We start from the raw sequence: 16,276 nt of genomic DNA, 5'->3' as shown, positions 1-16,276 counted from the left end.
CTCCTCGACGGAGGGGCCGTACCGCGGCCGCGCCTGGGCCCGATCTCACCGCCGCCTGCGCAGGCGGCGCATGAGGCCGCCGAGCCCGAGGCGGCGGCTGGCCGCGCCCGCCAGGCGCCGGACCAGATGCGGGCGCTGAACGTCATGGGGATTGTCGACCGGATGGAAGGGAAAGGCCTTGCGGAACTTGGCCTCGGTGCGGTCGTCGGTCGCGGCGCCTGGTCGTCCGGCCGCCGCCTCCGTGATCCGGGCGTCGAACAGGTCGATCATCGTCCCGTAGCCATAGGCCGGGTTCAGGGCGATCTCGGCATAGGCGTTGGTGATGATCTCGGCGACCCGCTCGGGATCGCGCAGGACCGCCGCCACCTCCGCCATGTTGCCATGGTCCTTGTCGAGCGGGACATAGTGCCGCCAAGGTTCCAGGATGCCCGAATACCGTCCGGGATAGGCGACGACCAGGCTGCGCAGGGCGATCGCCTCGAAGACCCTGGGCGAGATCTGGGCGATGTCGATCTGGTCCTCGCGCCCGGCGAAGAACCGGTCGCGCAGCATCTCATAGGACGGCTTCCTGGCCAGGGCGGGGATCGGGTGGGGACGCTCGACCAGGGCGGCGAAGCTCTCGGTGCGGGCGGCCACCGCGCCGTCGAAGTCGAAGACGCTGGCGCCGCTCTCCACGGCCAGCACGGCCTGGCAGTTGCGGATGAACTTCACCCAGTCGCGACCATACAGCCGGCTGCGCTCCGACCAGGCGATGTCGGTCGAGACGCCGAACCGCGGGGCGTCGCGCTTGAACAGCTTGCCGATCCGGACCTTCTCGCGTCCCTGTTCGCCGTGCCAGGCCGGATAGGTCCGGCCGCGATAGCCGACCATGGTCTTGCGGGCCGACAAGGGAATGGGCGGATAGTGCGTCAGCCTGTGCGGCACGTAGCCGGTCAGCACCTGCTGGGTGCGCAGCCCGCTGACGCGCCCGTAGACCCGCTCGGCCTCGGCCGGGCCCAGGCAGGTGAAGACCAGGTCCACGCCGCACGCCTCCAGGGCGTCGAGGGTGGCGTTCACGAAGCGGTATTCGTCCTGGATGAACACCGCCTTGGCCCCTTGGAAGGCGGCCAGGGCGCGGCGCGAGCGCGGGCCGACGAAGGACTCCATCGCCAGGAACAGCGAATAGTGGATCACGACCGCGTCGAAGGTCGACAGCTTCACGCCGTCGAAGATTTCCCCGACCCTCGACAGCACCCGAACCTCGTGGCGCGAATAGCGGACGAAGGCGTTGATGTGGTCGCAGATCGTGGCCGCGTTGGCCGGGTCGTAGTTGCAGGCCAGGAGGATGCGCAGCGGCCGTGGCTCCCCCCTCGGCGGATCCCGGAACCCCTCGTCCGGCGAGGCGTCGTGACCCGGCAGCGGCGGCGGGCGAGGGCGGTCGTGGGTGTCCTTCATGAGCGGGCTCCGGTCACCGCGCGCGGCGCATCGAGATCCTCGGCGAGGAAGCGGGTGATCGTCGCGACGATCCGTTCGGCGGCGTCGCCCACGCCGTAGTCGTCGATCTCACGCCGGGGCCGGTAGTCGTTCACGGTCCACAGCCGATTCCAACCCGCCTCCACCGTCTCGCTCCATTCGGTGTCGTCCCGGAGGGTGACACAGGGCTTGCGATGAAAATAGGCCTCCTTCTGCAGGCCGCCGGAGTCGGTGAGCACCAGGGCGCAGCCGGCCAGCACCCGTTGCATGTCGATCGGACCCAGGGGCTCGATCACCGTCAGGCCGGCCAGGTCGACGCCGAAGCGGACGGCCGCCTCGCGGGTGCGCGGATGCAGCGGCAGGACCACGGGCAGGCGGCTGGCGTGCTGGCGCAGATAGCCCACGGCGCTGGCCAGGCTGACGGCGCTGTCCGTCGTCGCCGCGCGGTGCAGGGTGGCGAGGGCGTAGGCGCCGGGCGCCAGGCCCAGGCGATGCAGGACGCCCTCGCCTGGGTCCGGCAGGGCGGCCATGGCCAGGACCGCGTCCTGCATCACGTCGCCGACGTGGAAAACGCCCTCGACCAGCCCCTCGCGCGCCAGGTGGCCGACCGCGGCCCGGGTCGGCGCGAACAGCAGCCGGCTCAGATGATCGACGACCACGCGGTTGGTCTCTTCCGGCATCGATCGGTCGAAGACCCGCAGGCCCGCCTCGACATGGGCCACCGGCACGCCGGCCTTGGCCGCCGCCAGGGCCCCGGCCAGGGTGGAATTGGTGTCGCCATAGACGATCACCAGGTCGGGCGCGTGGCGGGCGATCACCCCGTCGAGGGCGGCCAGCATCCGCCCGGTCATCTCGCCGTGCGAACCGCCGTGGATTCCCAGGTTCTCGGCCGGCTCGGGCAGGTCCAGCTGGCGGAAGAAGCTGTCGGACAGGGCCGGGTCGTGGTGCTGGCCGGTATGGGCCATCACCTCGACCAGGCCCGGCGCGCGGGCGATCGCGCGGCTGACTGGCATGGCCTTGACGAACTGGGGCCGCGCGCCGACCACGGTCAGCAGGCGGCCCTTGGCGCCGATCGTCACGCCGGGCGCTCCACATGACCCTGGGCCAGCCGGGCCCGCACCCGCGCCGCCACCCGGTCCAGGCCCTGGTCCAGCGAGACCGCCGGCGTCACGCCCAGCAGGTCGCGCATGCGGGACAGGCTGGGCCGCTTGGCCGCGGTCATCCGGGCGGGCAGGTCGCGCAAGGTGATCAGGGACGGCGCGGCGCCGAGGCGCGCCCGCAGTCCCTCGGCCAGGTCCTCGATCGCCGTCACGTCCGGATGGCCGATATTGATCACCGCGTGCTCCTCGAGGCCGGCGGCGGCCTCGATGGCCCGCACCGCGTCGGAGATGTGCAGCCAGCCCCGGGCGCTGCCGCGGTGCACCTCGATCGGACGGCCGCGCGCCAGGTCGTGGGCGAAGCGGATCATCGCCGAGCGGTGGTCGCCGAAGTCCTCGTTCTCGTCATAGATCATGAACGGTCGGAGGGTGACCGCGCGCAGGCCGTGCTGGCCGACCTCGTAGTCGACCAGCTGTTCGCCCAGCAGCTTGGTCAGGCCGTAGCGGTTGTTGGGCCGCGGGACCGTGGCGGCCTCGTCCATCGGCCCGTCGGTGGGGCCGTAGACCTCGGACGTCGAGAAATAGACCAGCTTGGCGTCGGCGGCCTGGGCCAGCAGCACCACGTTGTTCAGCCCGCCCAGATTGGTGCTGACCGCCAGGCTGGAGGCCTGCTCGCAGGTCACCCGGCTGACCACGGCGGCCAGGGCGAAGATCACGTCCGGCTTCCAGCGCAGGGTCGGGATCAGGTCGGCCGGCTGGTTGATGTCGACCTGCAGGTAGTCCTTGCGCCAGCCGGGCTTGATGTCGGCGCACAGCACCTCCCAGCCCGCGGCGCGCAGGTGCGCGGCCAGGGGCTTGCCGATATTGCCTTCCGATCCGATGACCAGGGCCCGTTTCATCCGACGCTCGCTGACTGTTCTTCACTGGAGGTGTCGGGCGGGTCCTCGCCGAAGCCCGAAAGATTGATCACCCGCCGCAGGCCGTCCGGTCGCTCGGCGTAGCGGTCGCCGGTGCGGGGGCAGACCAGGTCCTCGCCCAGCACTTCGCCGGCATGGCTGACCCAGCCGACGCGACGGGCCGGCACGCCGGCCATCAGGGCCAGGGGCGGGACGTCGCGGGTCACGACGGCGCCGGCCGCGATCAGGCACCAGGCGCCCAGCACATGGCCGCAGACGATCGTCGCATTGGCCCCGATGGTCGCTCCGCGGCCCACGCGCGTGGGGCGGAACTCGGCCTTGCGGTCGATCTCGGCGCGCGGCGTCGCGACATTGGTGAACACGCAGCTGGGGCCGCAGAACACGCCGTCCTCCAGAACGACGCCGGCATAGAGGCTGACATTGTTCTGCACCTTGCAGCGATCGCCCAGCACCACGCCCGGGCCGATCGCCACGTTCTGGCCGATCACGCAGTCCTCGCCGATCCGGGCGCCGGCCGCCACATGGCTGAACCGCCAGACCCGCGTGCCGGCGCCCAGCACCGCACCGGCCTCGACCTCGGCCGAGGGATGGACCCAGGCGGGCGGGCGGTCTGCTGGAGCCGGAACCGCCATCTCAGGCCTTCACGATCTTGGCGGCCAGGGCGGGGTCGACCTGGGCGGCGGCGTTGCGGGTGTCGATCACCAGCGGCGTCTCGCGGACCAGCCGCGCATAGTCGAGCGCGTCATGGTCGGTGACGATGATCGCGCAGTCGAAGCCGGCCAGGACCTCGCGGCTGATGTCGACCGACAGCATCAGGGTGTCGCCGACGATCAGCTCGGGGGCCAGCGGGTCGTGGTAGCTGACGCGAGCGCCGTGGCTGCGCAGGATCTCGATGATGTCGCGAGCCGGGGTTTCGCGGGTGTCGTCGATGTTGCGCTTGTAGGCCACGCCCACGACCAGGACGTGGGCGCCGATCGGCGAGCGCCCGCGCGCGGCCAGGGCCTCCAGCGTCTTGTCGACCACCCGCCGGGGCATGGCGCGCGAGATCTCGCCGGCCAGTTCGACCATCCTGAGGCTGGCGCCCTCGGCCCTGGCCCGCCAGGCCAGGTAGAACGGGTCCACCGGAATGCAGTGGCCGCCGACGCCGGGGCCGGGAAAGAACGGCATGTAGCCGAAGGGCTTGGTCTGGGCGGCGTGGATCACTTCCCAGATGTCGATGCCCAGGGCCTCGAAGCTGACCTTGAGCTCGTTGGCCAGGGCGATGTTGACGAACCGGAACACGTTCTCGGTCAGCTTGACCGCCTCGGCGGTGCGCGTGTCGCTGACTGGAACCGTGACGGTGATCGCGTCGTAGAGCGCGCAGGCCACGCGCCGCTCGGCCTCGCTGTCGGCGCCGACGATCTTGGGAATCGAGGCCGTCGTGAAGGCGCGGTTGCCGGGATCCTCCCGTTCGGGCGAATAGGCCAGGGCGAAGTCATGGCCGGCCCGCAGGCCCGAACGCTCCAGGATCGGCTTGAGCACCTCGACGGTGGCGCCCGGGAAGGTGGTGGATTCCAGCACGACCAGCTGACCTGGCCGCAGCACGGTCGCCAGGGTCTCGGCGGCCTCGACGACGTGGCCCAGGTCGGGGGCGTTGTGCGAGGTGATCGGGGTCGGCACGCAGATCAGAACGACGTCGGCCCGGGCCAGGACGTCCGGCGCGCCGGTCGCGGCGAAGCCTCGCTCGCGCATGGCCGCCACGCGCGCGCCGGCGAAGTGGCTCAGATAGGACACCCCCCGGGACAGGCTCGCCAGGCGGGCCTCGTCCAGATCGAAACCGATCACGCGGAAGCCGGCCGAGCAGAAGGCCTCCGAGAGCGGAAGGCCGACATAGCCCATGCCGACCACACCGATCACGGCCTCGCGCTGCAGGATCTTTCGGGTCAGGCTTTGAAAGTTCGACGCCAGATCGTCGTCGCCATGGAATGGAAACGTCGGAATATGAACGTTCATTGGCCCCTCGTGGTCGGGGCGTTCTTGTTTGAGATCGACGCGCCCCTCGACATGGCGAGATGGTACGCGGCGAAAGCCTTCTGGAAAAGGGTGTTTGTCTAGGGTTTATTTGTTCATTTGGCTGGGTATTTGATGAAATATTGCGTCATCTGCCAATGAATACTTTGATTTCTGAAGTGTTCGAACAGCGTTATGCGAGGTTGGCGCAAGACAATCGTGGCGGCCAAACTAGCTCTGGGGTTGATCTTGGGAGTGGTTCAACTGCAGTTCGACGCGCTCAAGAACGCGCTGAACGCGAACGCCTTCATCAATGCCCGTGATGGGAGCGTTTCTGGTCTGGCAACACTGGATGAAGTGGCGGATTTCTCTGGTCAGGGGTGGTTCGGCGACCAGGTCGACGAAGCGCGGCTCGGCTCCCGAAGCCACCGGGCCGGTGTCGGTCAGGACCACGGCCTGGTCGCGCCGCATCAGTTTCTCCGGCCAGGGGCGGACGTCGTCGAACACCAGCGCGCCGGTCTCGCCGACCACGACCAGCTTCTGCTCCTTGACCGGGCTGAGCCAGCTGGCGGCGACATGGGCGTGGAGCCCGCCTGGAAAGCCGAGATCCACATGAACCTCGTCGGCGACGCCGGGCGTGACGAAGGCCCGGCCGCTCGCCTGGACGCTGACGGGCGCGGCGCCGGCCAGGGCCAGGATCATCGAGACGTCGTGGGGCGACAGGCTGAGAAAGGCGTTCTCGTGCGTGCGAACCCGGCCGAGGTTCAGCCGCGAGGCGGTGATGTAGCGCAGGGCGCCGATCTCGCCGCGCGCGACGATCGCCGCCAGGGCCTGGAAGGCCGGATGATGACGCAGCAGGTGGCCGACCATGAACACCCGGTCGGAGCGCGCGACGTCGGCGGCCAAGGCCTCGGCCTCGGCCAGGTCGGAGGCCAGGGGCTTTTCGACGAAGACGTCCTTGCCGTGGTTCAGGGCCAGGCGGCAGAGCGCGGCGTGGACAGGCGCCGGGGCGGCGATGACCATCGCGTCCAGGCGGGGGTCGTCCAGGGCCTGGACCAGGGGCAGGGCGGGAACGCCCCAGGCGCGGGCCTGGCTCTGGGCGGCCGCGGCGTCGGTGTCGACCACCGCGCCCAGCACGTCCAGTTCCGCACAGGTCCGGATCAGGTTCCGACCCCACGCGCCGCAGCCGACCACGGCGACCCGGGTCAAGTCGCCGCCGTGGGAGACGGAGCCTGGCGGACGGGCCAGCGCAGGGTCAGGTGGGTCTCGTCCGCCGCCGTCGCCTCGAAACCCAGCCGGTGATAGAGCCGCTGCGCCGCCAGGTTGTCGTGGGCCACCTGCAGGGTCACCGGCGCGCCGAGGGCGGCGGCCTCGGTGATCAGCGCGCGAAGGATCGCCCGGCCGATCCCCTGGCCGCGGCGTTCGGGGACCACGGCGATGTCGATCAGGTGCACGGCGTCGGCGTCGCGGTCCGTGGCCAGCCGCCCGACCGGCTCGCCGTCGACCGTGACGATCTCGAGCCGGGCCCGCGGATAGGCCGCGCGATAGCCCTGGATCTGGGCTTGGAACTGCTGCTCCATGAGCCGGGCCAGCAGGTCGGCGGGCAGGGGCAGCTGGTCCCAGCCCGGACCGCGGGAGGCCTGGAACAGCGCCAGGCGGAACGGCGCGTCGGCCTCGATTTCCGGGCGCAGGGCGAAGCGGACCGCCTCGCCAACATCGCCCGTCCTTGCGTCTTCCGGAGGCGATGCGCGAAGCTCTTCCCGTTCAGGTGGCGAGGTCGTCATAATGGCCGCGCTTCGATTCTGACCCGAGGGACACCATGGCCGCCGATCTTGTCGCCCTGACCGCAGACACCTTCGCCCCGCACCTGGGCGCGGCGTTCCGGGTCGAGGGAGGGCGCCATGTCCTGTCTTTGAGCCAGGTCGAGCGGCTGGAAAACCAGCCTGGCCACGGCGATCCGGCCTACCAGCCCTTCGTGCTGATCTTCAGCGGCCCCCCCGGCGACGTGCTCGCCGAGGGGATGCACACGCTCACACGCGAGGCCGGCGCGTCCGAGGGCGAGGCCGCCCATGACCTGTACCTGATCCCGGTCCATACCCCCGCGCCGGGGCGGCAGGACTACCAGGCCGTGTTCAACTGAAGCCACGCGACAAGCTCTGGGGTCAAGGGTTCGGAGCGCGTCCGGCGGGCGAACCGCTCACGCGTTTCGCCCGACGCGCCTAGTTCCGCGAGGGGAAGATCCCCTGCAGGGCGATGCAGATGTTCAGCGTGATGAAGGGCTGGCGGTTTTCATGCGGCTGACTGCCGCCCGCCGTCCCCAGGACCTGGGGCGCCATCGCCGCCATAGGGGTCAGGGTGGTGCTGTACATGTTGAAGCCGATCGGGGCGCCGGAGCTGGGCTTGCCGTAGGTCTGCCCGAAGCTGTTGCCCGCCGCGGCGGCCGCGACGTTGGCGGTCGCGGCGCTGGTGGCGTCGGCCCTCAGGAAGTGCAGGTGCTGCGGCATCTCGGACTGGATCAGGGTGTGGCTGTATTCGCCCAGGACCTCGCCCTGGACATAGCCTTGACCCAGATGGGCCGGGACCATCGTGCGCAGATCCGGCAGGGCGAAGTTCGTCGTGCCGTTGCCGCCGTACGTCGTGCCCAGCAGCGAGAACAGCGCCTGGTTCTGGTTGATGGGCAGCAGCTGGCCGTTGCACTGAGCCCAGTATTTCGGAGCGAAGTTGAAGGACATGACCCGCAACTCGCCCATGTATGGCGTACCCATGAGTTTTTCTCCTCGTGTTCGTCGCGGGGGTCAGTTGCGGGCGGGGAAGACGCCCTGCAGGGCGATGCAGTAGTTCAGGAACAGGGTCGGCATCATGTTGTTGTGCGGGAACGAGCTGCCCGCCAGGCCGATGCTCTGGGGCGCCAGTTGCGTGGCCGGGCTGTTCACCGGGCTATAGAACAGACCCCGGCTGTTCTGCTGGAAGTTGCCGCTGAAGGCCTGGGCGGGCTGGTTGTTGGCCGAGGTCGTGACGGTCCCGTTGGTGGTGGTCACCGTCGGCGCGTGGCTGTGCGCCGCCATTTCGCTCTCGAGCAGCGTCACGTTCGGCTCGCCGCCGGTCTGACCCAGGTCGTAGACCGACAGGCCGGGTCCCGGCTGGTTGCGGCCGATATGCAAGGGGATGCCGCCCATCAGATTGGGCAGGGCGAAGTTGCTGGTGCCGTTGCCGCCATAGGTGGTGCCCAGCAGCGAGAACAGCGCGGTGTTCTGCGAGATCGGCAGCAACTGGCCATTGCACTGGGCCCAGCCCGTCGGGGCGAAGTTGAAGCCGAAAATGCGGATCTCCGCGACGAATTGATCACTCATCTCTTTGAGTCTCCAGAAGATCTTCGGGCGGGACGCGTCAGCTTTGCGACGGATAGATGCCGTAGAGCGAGATGATGAAATTGACGCCCAGGTAGGGTTGCATGTTGTCGTGCGGCTGGTTGCCGCCGCTCGGCGTCGTCGAGGCGGCCGTCAGGGCGATCTGGTTGGTCGCGGCGTAGGGCTGGTAGCCGGACAGCGAGGTTCCGGTGGGCCCCTGGTCCGAGAGCATGGTCTGGGCGGAGGGCGTACTCACCGCCCCGGGCGTCGAGGCCGCGAACAGGGCGTGGGTGTGCTGGGGGATCTGCTGGCTGGTCAGGGTGACGCTCTCGACGCCGCCCTGCTGGCCGATGATGTAGGTCTGGCCGTTCTTCGAGCCCTGGTGGGTCGGGACGCGCCCGCGCATGTCGGGCACGCCGAAGGTTTCCTGCCCATCACCGCCATAGGTGGTGCCGATCAGGTTGAACAGCGTGTCGTTTTCCGAGATCGCCAGCAGCTGGCCATCGCACATCGCCCATCCCAGGGGCGGAAAGTTGCCCGCGAATATGCGGATCTCACCAACGTAAGGCTGGCCCATGTCTGCTCCCTCGCTGTCAGAATGTCGTTGTGCAAGCTCGACGCGCGCGAAAGGCTACTAAACTTTAAGTAGCGAGTCACTTCTTGGCGTTGATGAAGATTGCGCCCACCCCGCGATTGATTCTTTCGTAGCCGACTATCTTGAGCTGCACAATAGTTCCGGGAGAACGATGTTCGCCAAACGGCGTATGTCTACTTGTGCGGCCTTGGTCTCGTCGTTAAGGTTGCGTTTGCGGGGCGACTAGAGCGAAGGGGGAGTTCGGTGCACGAAACTTACGCTCGTGTGCATAAAAGCACGTCATCGGGCGTGAGGACGGCGTATCGCGCTCATCGTCGGCTCTTTTTCCCATTTCACGCGGGGCGCGCGCCTCGCGGCCACAGCGCACGCCGGTCGGAACCCCGTTCCGCCAAGGCAGAGGAATGATCCATGTCGATTCTGTACACGAATGGCGACAATGAGACCGACGGCGGCGCGCTGGAGCTTGACGGCGTCTCGGCCATCACCTCGGCCGATGTCGGCGGCACGACCTATGTCTTCGTCGCGGGCGGGGTCGACAACGGGATCAGCGTGTTCTCGCTGGGCCTGAACGGCGCCCTGACCAACACCGCCAACGTCACCGACAGCGGGCTGCTGAACCTGGTGGGCGTCAGCGGCCTGACCACCATCACCTCGAACGGCAACACCTACCTGGTCGCCGCCGGCGCGGGCGACAACGGGCTCAGCGTCTTCCGGGTCAATGTGGGCGGGAGCCTGACCCCGGTCTACAACGTCGCCGACGCGGGCGCGCTGAACCTCGGCGGCGCTTCACGCGTGGCGTCGGCCACGGTGTCCGGCAACGCCTACGTGTTCGCGGCCGGAACCAACGACGACGGGGTCAGCGTCTTCCGCGTGCAGGGCGACGGGACCCTGACCTCGGTCTACGACCTGGGCGACAGCGGCGCCCTGGAACTGGACGGGGTCAAGGGCCTGGCCACGGCGGTCATCGGCGGCAACACGTTCCTGTTCACGGCCGGCGGCGTCGACGACGGCCTCAGCGTCTTCAGCATCGCGGCCAACGGTTCCCTGACCAACACCGCCAACGTCACCGACAACGGAACCTTGCGGCTGGACGGCGCGTCCGACGTGGTCACGGCCGTGGTCGGCGGCGTCACCTACGTCTTCGTCACCGGGACGAACGACAACGGCGTCAGCGTGTTCTCGGTCGATTCGTCCGGCCTCCTGACCAACACCGCCAATGTCGGCGACAGCGCCGGCCTGCGCCTGGCCGGCGCCACGGGCCTTTCGGTCAATACCTTCGGCACGACCACCTATCTGACGGTGGGCGGGACCGAGAACGGCGTCTCGCTGTTCCGGGTCAACGCCGGCGGCACCCTGACGGCGATGGACAACATCGACGACGGCGGCTCGCGCGAGCTGGCGGGCACGACGGCCGTGCATTCGGCCACGGTGGGCGGCGCGAACTACGTGGTCGCCGGTGGGGCCACCGACGACGGCGTCAGCATCCTGGGCCTCAAGCCCACCGGCCAGCTGTGGTACGCCACCGAGGGCGGCGACGCCGACACCCGCATTTCGCGGATCAACAACGACGGCGCCAGCCACACGGTCAATGTCGACAACGGCGGCGCGGGCACGGGCGACGACCGCCTGGTCAGCTCGTTCACCTCCGACATCGGCCTCGACACCGCCGCGGGCTTCTACTTCGCCCTTCTGAGCAACGACATCAACGACCACGCCGTCCTGGTGCGGGGCGTCATCGGAAGCTCGACGACCCCGACCACCGTGGTCGACTTCCCCGACGCGATCATCGTCAACACCATCGAAGTCGATCCGATCAACCACAGGATCTATGCCGGCTACCAGGACGGCTCCGGGACGCCGGACGGCAACATCACCGGCATTCGCGTCTATTCCTACAACCCGCTGAACGGCGCCGTCACCGACCTGGGCTTCCTGACCACGGCCGTCACCGACAACCGCGCGAACGAGAGCGGCTTCTACGTGCTCGACCCGCAGGACTTCGCGCTCGATTCCTCGATCGGACGGCTGTTCTACACCGAGCGGGTCGACGGCCTGGTCACCGGCATCTTTCGGCTGGATCTGGCCAGCCCCAATACGACCACCCAGCTGGTCAGCCAGGCCCAGTTCCCCGACGACCAGAGCGGCGGGATCATCATGGACGTGGAGGTCGATGAGAGCACCGACCTCGTCTACTTCACGACCCATTCGCAGTTTCCGTCGCCGGACGGCGGCTACAACGCCGCCCAGAACGCCCTCTGGTACATCAGCGAGAACGCCTCGAGCGGCACGGCCGTCAAGGTGACGCTGGTCGGCCTGCCCGGCGGCGGCGTCTTCTATCCCGGCGACATGACGTTCGATCAGAGCACGCGCCAGCTCTATATCGAGAACGAGGAGACCGGCTCCCTCGACACCGACGACGTGATCTACGTCTTCCAGCTGGACGGCGCGGGCACGACGGCGACGCTGATCAACACGATCACGCCCAACCTCACGGCCAGCGGGGCCAACATCGAGGGGATGTTCTTCTCGGACCTGCCGGTGCTGAGCGGCCTGAACGGCACGGGCACGACGATGAACGAGCAGCAGGCGGCCGCGACCACCCTGCTGACCGGCGCGCCGAGCATCACCGACACCGACAGCGACCACCTGGCCAGCGCCACGGTGCAGATCACCGGCGGCAAGTTCTCGTCCAACGAATCCAGCACCGCCGACGACCACCTGGGCTACGGCGCGGCCAAGCAGATCTCGGGCCTGGTCTCGGGCACCAACATCACGCTCAGCTGGAACGCGTCGAGCGAGACCCTGACCCTGACCGGCTACGACACCATCGCCAACTACCAGGCGGTGCTGGCGGCCATCACCTACTGGACCACCGGCGACAACCCGACGAACTACGGGCTGAACACCAACCGGACCATCACCTGGACGGTCAGCGACGGCACGCCCGACGTGCCGGGCGGCGCGGTCAACAGCGGCACGACCACGATCAACATCGCGGCGGTCAACGACGCGCCGGTCAACGGCGCGGTCTCCAGCGCCACCGGCTTCGAAGACACCAGCATCGCCATCACCGGCCTGCAGGTTTCGGATCCGGACGCCAACCCCGCCCTGCAGACGGTGTCGGTGACCCTGTCGGTGACCAAGGGCGTGCTGAGCCTGCTGACCAACGTCGCCAACGGCCTGACCTCGGGCCAGATCACCGGCAACGGCACGAACTCGGTGACGATCTCGGCCTCGCTGAACGAGATCAACGCCACCCTGGCCGCGGCCAGCGGCCTGACGTTCCTGGGCGACGCCAACGTCAACGGGACCGACACCCTGACGGTGGTCACCGACGACGGCGGCGGCACGGGCTCGGGCGGCGCGCTGTCCGACACCGACCTCTACACCATCACCATCGCCGCGGTGAACGACACGCCCGTGGTCCCGGCCAGCGCCACCACGGTGGGCGCCACCGAGCAGACGGCGGCCACCCTGCTGGGCACGCTGACGGTCTCAGACGTCGACCTCGACGCCCGCAACGGCGGCGGCGGCGACTATGGCGGGGCCAGCTTCACAATCCAGCGCGCCTCGGCCGACGCGGCCGACACCTTCGCCTTCGCCTCGGGCGGGCTGTTCACGGTCAGCGGCTCCAACCTGCAGGTCGGCGGCCTGACCTTCGCCACCTTCACCAGTGTCGGCGGCGTGCTGACGATCAGCTTCACCAGCGCCGCCGCGACCGCGACCACGGCGCTGGTCAACGATGTCCTCAACCACATCAGCTACACCAACACCAGCGATGCGCCGCCCGCCTCGGTGACGCTGAATTATGCGCTAGACGACGGCGCGCCCGGCGGCGGCCAGGGCGCGGGCGCGGCCGCCACGGCCGGCGGCTCGGTGTTGGTCAACATCACCGCCGTCAACGACGTGCATACGGGCGGCGCCAGCGTCACCGGCACGGCGGCCGAGGATCAGGTCCTGACCGCGGTCTCGACCCTGGCCGACCTGGATGGCATCGGCACGCTGCACTACCAGTGGCAGCACGACGTCGGCGGCGGCTTCGTCAACGTCGGCGCCGACCAGTCGACCTACACCCTGGGCGACGGCGACATCGGCGGCGTGGTCCGGGTGGTGATCTACTACACCGACGCCGGCGGCACGGTGGAATCGGCGACCAGCGCGGCCACCGCGGCGGTGAGCGCCACCAATGACGCCCCGACCGGCGGCGTCTCGGTCACCGGCACGGCCACCGAGAACCAGGTGCTGACCGCCGACACCTCGACCCTGGCCGACTCCGACGGCCTGGGGACGCTGCACTACGACTGGCAGCGCAACACCGGCAGCGGCTTCGTCAGCACCGGCGCCGCCGACCAGGCGACCTACACCCTGGACGACGGCGACGTCGGCGGCGTGGTCCGGGTGGTGGTCAGCTACACCGACGGCCAGGGCTTCGCCAACAGCGTGACCAGCTCGGCCAGCGCGGCCATCGCGGGGGTCAACGATCCGCACACCGGCGGGGTGTCGATCACCGGCACGGCGACCGAGGACCAGGTGCTGACGGCCGACACCTCGACCCTGGCCGACGTCGACGGCCTGGGCACGCTGCACTACCAGTGGCAGCACGACGTCGGCTCCGGCTATGTCAACATCGTCGGCGCCGCTGACCAGTCGACCTACACCCTGGGCGACGGCGACGTCGGCGGCCTGGTCCGGGTGGTGGTCAGCTATACCGACGGCCAGGGCTTCGCCGAGTCGGCGACCAGCGCCGCCACGACGTCGATCGCCAACGCCAACGACGTCCCGACCGGCGGCGCGTCGATCACCGGCACGGCCACCGAGAACCAGGTCCTGACCGCGGACACCTCGACCCTGGCCGACATCGACGGCCTGGGCACGCTGCACTACGACTGGCAGCGCAACACCGGCAGCGGCTTCGTCAGCACCGGCGCCGCCGACCAGTCGACCTACACCCTGGGCGACGCCGACGTCGGCGGAACGGTGCGCGTGGTGGTCAGCTACACCGACGGCCAGGGGACGGCCGAGACCGTGACCTCGTCGGCCAGCGCGGCCATCGCGGGGGTCAACGATCCGCACACCGGCGGCGTGTCGATCACCGGCACGGCCACCGAGGACCAGGTGCTGACGGCCAACACCGCGACCCTGGCTGACGTCGACGGCCTGGGCACGCTGCACTACCAGTGGCAGCACGACGTCGGCTCCGGCTATGTCAACATCGTCGGCGCCGCGGACCAGGCGACCTACACCCTGGGCGACGGCGACGTCGGCGGCGTGGTCCGGGTGGTGGTCAGCTATACCGACGGCCAGGGCTTCGCGGAATCGGCCACAAGCGCCGCCACGACGTCGATCGCCAACGTCAACGACAACCCGACGGGCGGCGTGTCGATCACCGGCACGGCCACCGAGAACCAGGTCCTGACCGCCGACACCTCGACCCTGGCCGACTCCGACGGCCTGGGGACGCTGCACTACCAGTGGCAGCGTGACAGCGGCTCGGGCTTCGTCAATGTCGGGGCCGACCAGGCGACCTACACCCTGGGCGACGCCGACGTCGGCGGAACGGTTCGCGTGATGGTCAGCTATATCGACGGCCAGGGGACGGCCGAGACCGTGACCTCGTCGGCCAGCGCGGCCATCGCGGGGGTCAACGATCCGCATACCGGCGGCGTGTCGATCACCGGCACGGCGACCGAGGACCAGGTGCTGACGGCCAACACCGCGACCCTGGCCGACGTCGACGGCCTGGGCACGCTGCACTACCAGTGGCAGCACGACGTCGGCTCCGGCTATGTCAACATCGTCGGCGCGGCCGACCAGTCGACCTACACGCTGGGCGACGGCGACGTCGGCGGCGTGGTCCGGGTGGTGGTCAGCTATACCGACGGCCAGGGCTTCGCGGAGACGGCGACCAGCGCCAGCACCGCCGCCATCGCCAATGTCAACGACCCGCACACCGGCGGTGTGTCGATCACTGGCACAGCGGAAGCGGACCAGGTCCTGACGGCCGACACCACGACCCTGGCCGACGCCGACGGCCTGGGCGCGCTGCACTATCAGTGGCAGCGTGACAGCGGCTCGGGCTTCGCCAATGTCGGGGCCGACCAGGCGACCTATACCCTGGCCGCGGCCGACGTCGGCGCCGTCATCCGGGTGGTGACGTCCTATACCGACGGCCAGGGCACGGCCGAGTCCGCGACATCTTCGAGCACCGACCCCGTGGTCGCAGTGGATCATCCCCACACCGGCGGCGTGTCGATCGCCGGCACGGCGACCGAGGACGAAGTCCTGACCGTCGACGCCTCGACCCTGGCGGACGCCGACGGTCTTGGAACCCTCTACTACGATTGGCAGCGCGACAGCGGCGCGGGTTTCGCCAGCGTCGATGGGGCCGACCAGGCGACCTATACCCTGAGCGACGCCGACGTGGGCGCCACGGTCCGAGTGGTCGTCAGCTACACCGACGGCCAGGGCTTCTTCACGACGGTCGCCAGCGCGGCCACGACGGCCATCGCCAATATCAACGACCTTCCCACGGGCGGGGTGTCGATCACCGGCGCGGCGACCGAAGACCAGGTCCTGACCGCGGTTTCGACCCTGGTGGACGACGACGGCCTGGAGACGTTGCACTACCAGTGGCAGCGCGACAGCGGCTCCGGCTTCGTCAATGTCGGAAGCGACCAGGCAACCTACGCCCTCGGCGACGCCGATGTCGGCGGCCTGGTCCGCGTGGTGGTGAGCTACACAGACGACCACGGTACGGCGGAATCGGTCACCAGCGCCAGCACCGCCGCCATCGCCAACGTCAATGACAGCCCGACCGGCGGCGTGTCGATCACCGGCGCGGCGACCGAGAACCAGGTCCTGACGGCCAATACTGCGACC

The 16,276-nt window shown here is 69.2% G+C and carries 12 protein-coding genes; 2 read left to right on the top strand and 10 right to left on the bottom strand.

All coding sequences use genetic code 11. The features are described 5' to 3' along the window. Nucleotides 1–45: 45 nt before the first annotated feature. The 7 genes from AC07NX_RS15180 to AC07NX_RS15150 all read right to left on the bottom strand — a co-directional run bounded on the left by AC07NX_RS15180 (nt 46) and on the right by AC07NX_RS15150 (nt 7,239). Nucleotides 46–1,434, bottom strand: coding sequence for a hypothetical protein (locus AC07NX_RS15180; protein WP_494642875.1), 1,389 nt, complete (start codon nt 1,432–1,434; stop codon nt 46–48). Beyond that, nucleotides 1,431–2,531 (bottom strand): non-hydrolyzing UDP-N-acetylglucosamine 2-epimerase, encoded by a 1,101-nt coding sequence (gene wecB / locus AC07NX_RS15175; protein WP_494642874.1) that lies wholly within the window; start codon nt 2,529–2,531, stop codon nt 1,431–1,433. Before wecB ends, AC07NX_RS15180 begins: the two co-directional genes overlap by 4 nt. Beyond that, a complete protein-coding gene (locus AC07NX_RS15170; RefSeq protein WP_494642872.1) occupies nt 2,528–3,448 on the bottom strand; it encodes an NAD-dependent epimerase/dehydratase family protein in 921 nt (306 codons plus the stop codon). The genes wecB and AC07NX_RS15170 overlap by 4 nt, the downstream gene beginning before the upstream one ends. Next, complete coding sequence (locus AC07NX_RS15165) at nt 3,445–4,098, bottom strand: acyltransferase (protein WP_494642870.1); 654 nt, start codon at nt 4,096–4,098, stop codon at nt 3,445–3,447. Before AC07NX_RS15165 ends, AC07NX_RS15170 begins: the two co-directional genes overlap by 4 nt. 1 nt (nt 4,099) lies before the next feature. After that, complete coding sequence (locus AC07NX_RS15160; protein WP_494642868.1) at nt 4,100–5,458, bottom strand: nucleotide sugar dehydrogenase; 1,359 nt, start codon at nt 5,456–5,458, stop codon at nt 4,100–4,102. A gap of 228 nt (nt 5,459–5,686) precedes the next feature. Next, the gene (locus tag AC07NX_RS15155) at nt 5,687–6,664 is read right to left on the bottom strand and encodes a Gfo/Idh/MocA family protein (protein WP_494642867.1); all 978 of its coding nucleotides are present in this window, start codon (nt 6,662–6,664) and stop codon (nt 5,687–5,689) included. Beyond that, nucleotides 6,661–7,239 (bottom strand): GNAT family N-acetyltransferase, encoded by a 579-nt coding sequence (locus AC07NX_RS15150; protein WP_494642866.1) that lies wholly within the window; start codon nt 7,237–7,239, stop codon nt 6,661–6,663. The genes AC07NX_RS15155 and AC07NX_RS15150 overlap by 4 nt, the downstream gene beginning before the upstream one ends. A 35-nt stretch (nt 7,240–7,274) precedes the next feature. On the opposite strand from AC07NX_RS15150, the gene AC07NX_RS15145 reads away from it, so the two are divergent. After that, on the top strand, nt 7,275–7,595 hold the full coding sequence (locus AC07NX_RS15145; protein ID WP_494642864.1) for a DUF6916 family protein: 321 nt from the start codon (nt 7,275–7,277) through the stop codon (nt 7,593–7,595). 79 nt (nt 7,596–7,674) lie between these two features. Here the strand turns inward: AC07NX_RS15145 and AC07NX_RS15140 are convergent, their stop codons facing one another. From AC07NX_RS15140 to AC07NX_RS15130, 3 genes are read right to left on the bottom strand one after another with little or no spacing between them, the layout of a single operon-like run. Next, complete coding sequence (locus tag AC07NX_RS15140; RefSeq protein WP_494642863.1) at nt 7,675–8,220, bottom strand: phage tail protein; 546 nt, start codon at nt 8,218–8,220, stop codon at nt 7,675–7,677. Between the two features lie 30 nt (nt 8,221–8,250). Beyond that, nucleotides 8,251–8,805, bottom strand: coding sequence for a phage tail protein (locus tag AC07NX_RS15135; protein WP_494642862.1), 555 nt, complete (start codon nt 8,803–8,805; stop codon nt 8,251–8,253). Nucleotides 8,806–8,842: 37 nt separating this feature from the next. Then, complete coding sequence (locus tag AC07NX_RS15130; RefSeq protein WP_494642861.1) at nt 8,843–9,379, bottom strand: phage tail protein; 537 nt, start codon at nt 9,377–9,379, stop codon at nt 8,843–8,845. 426 nt (nt 9,380–9,805) lie between these two features. Here AC07NX_RS15130 and AC07NX_RS15125 point away from each other — a divergent pair. Further along, the coding region (locus AC07NX_RS15125) for a hemolysin-type calcium-binding protein (protein ID WP_494642860.1) at nt 9,806–16,276 on the top strand (6,471 nt) is incomplete at its 3' end.

The sequence above is a fragment of the Caulobacter sp. GW821-FHT09A05 genome, from assembly GCF_059418465.1.
Note: the sequence above shows the minus strand (reverse complement) of the source record. Positions and strands in the feature narration are given on the sequence as shown.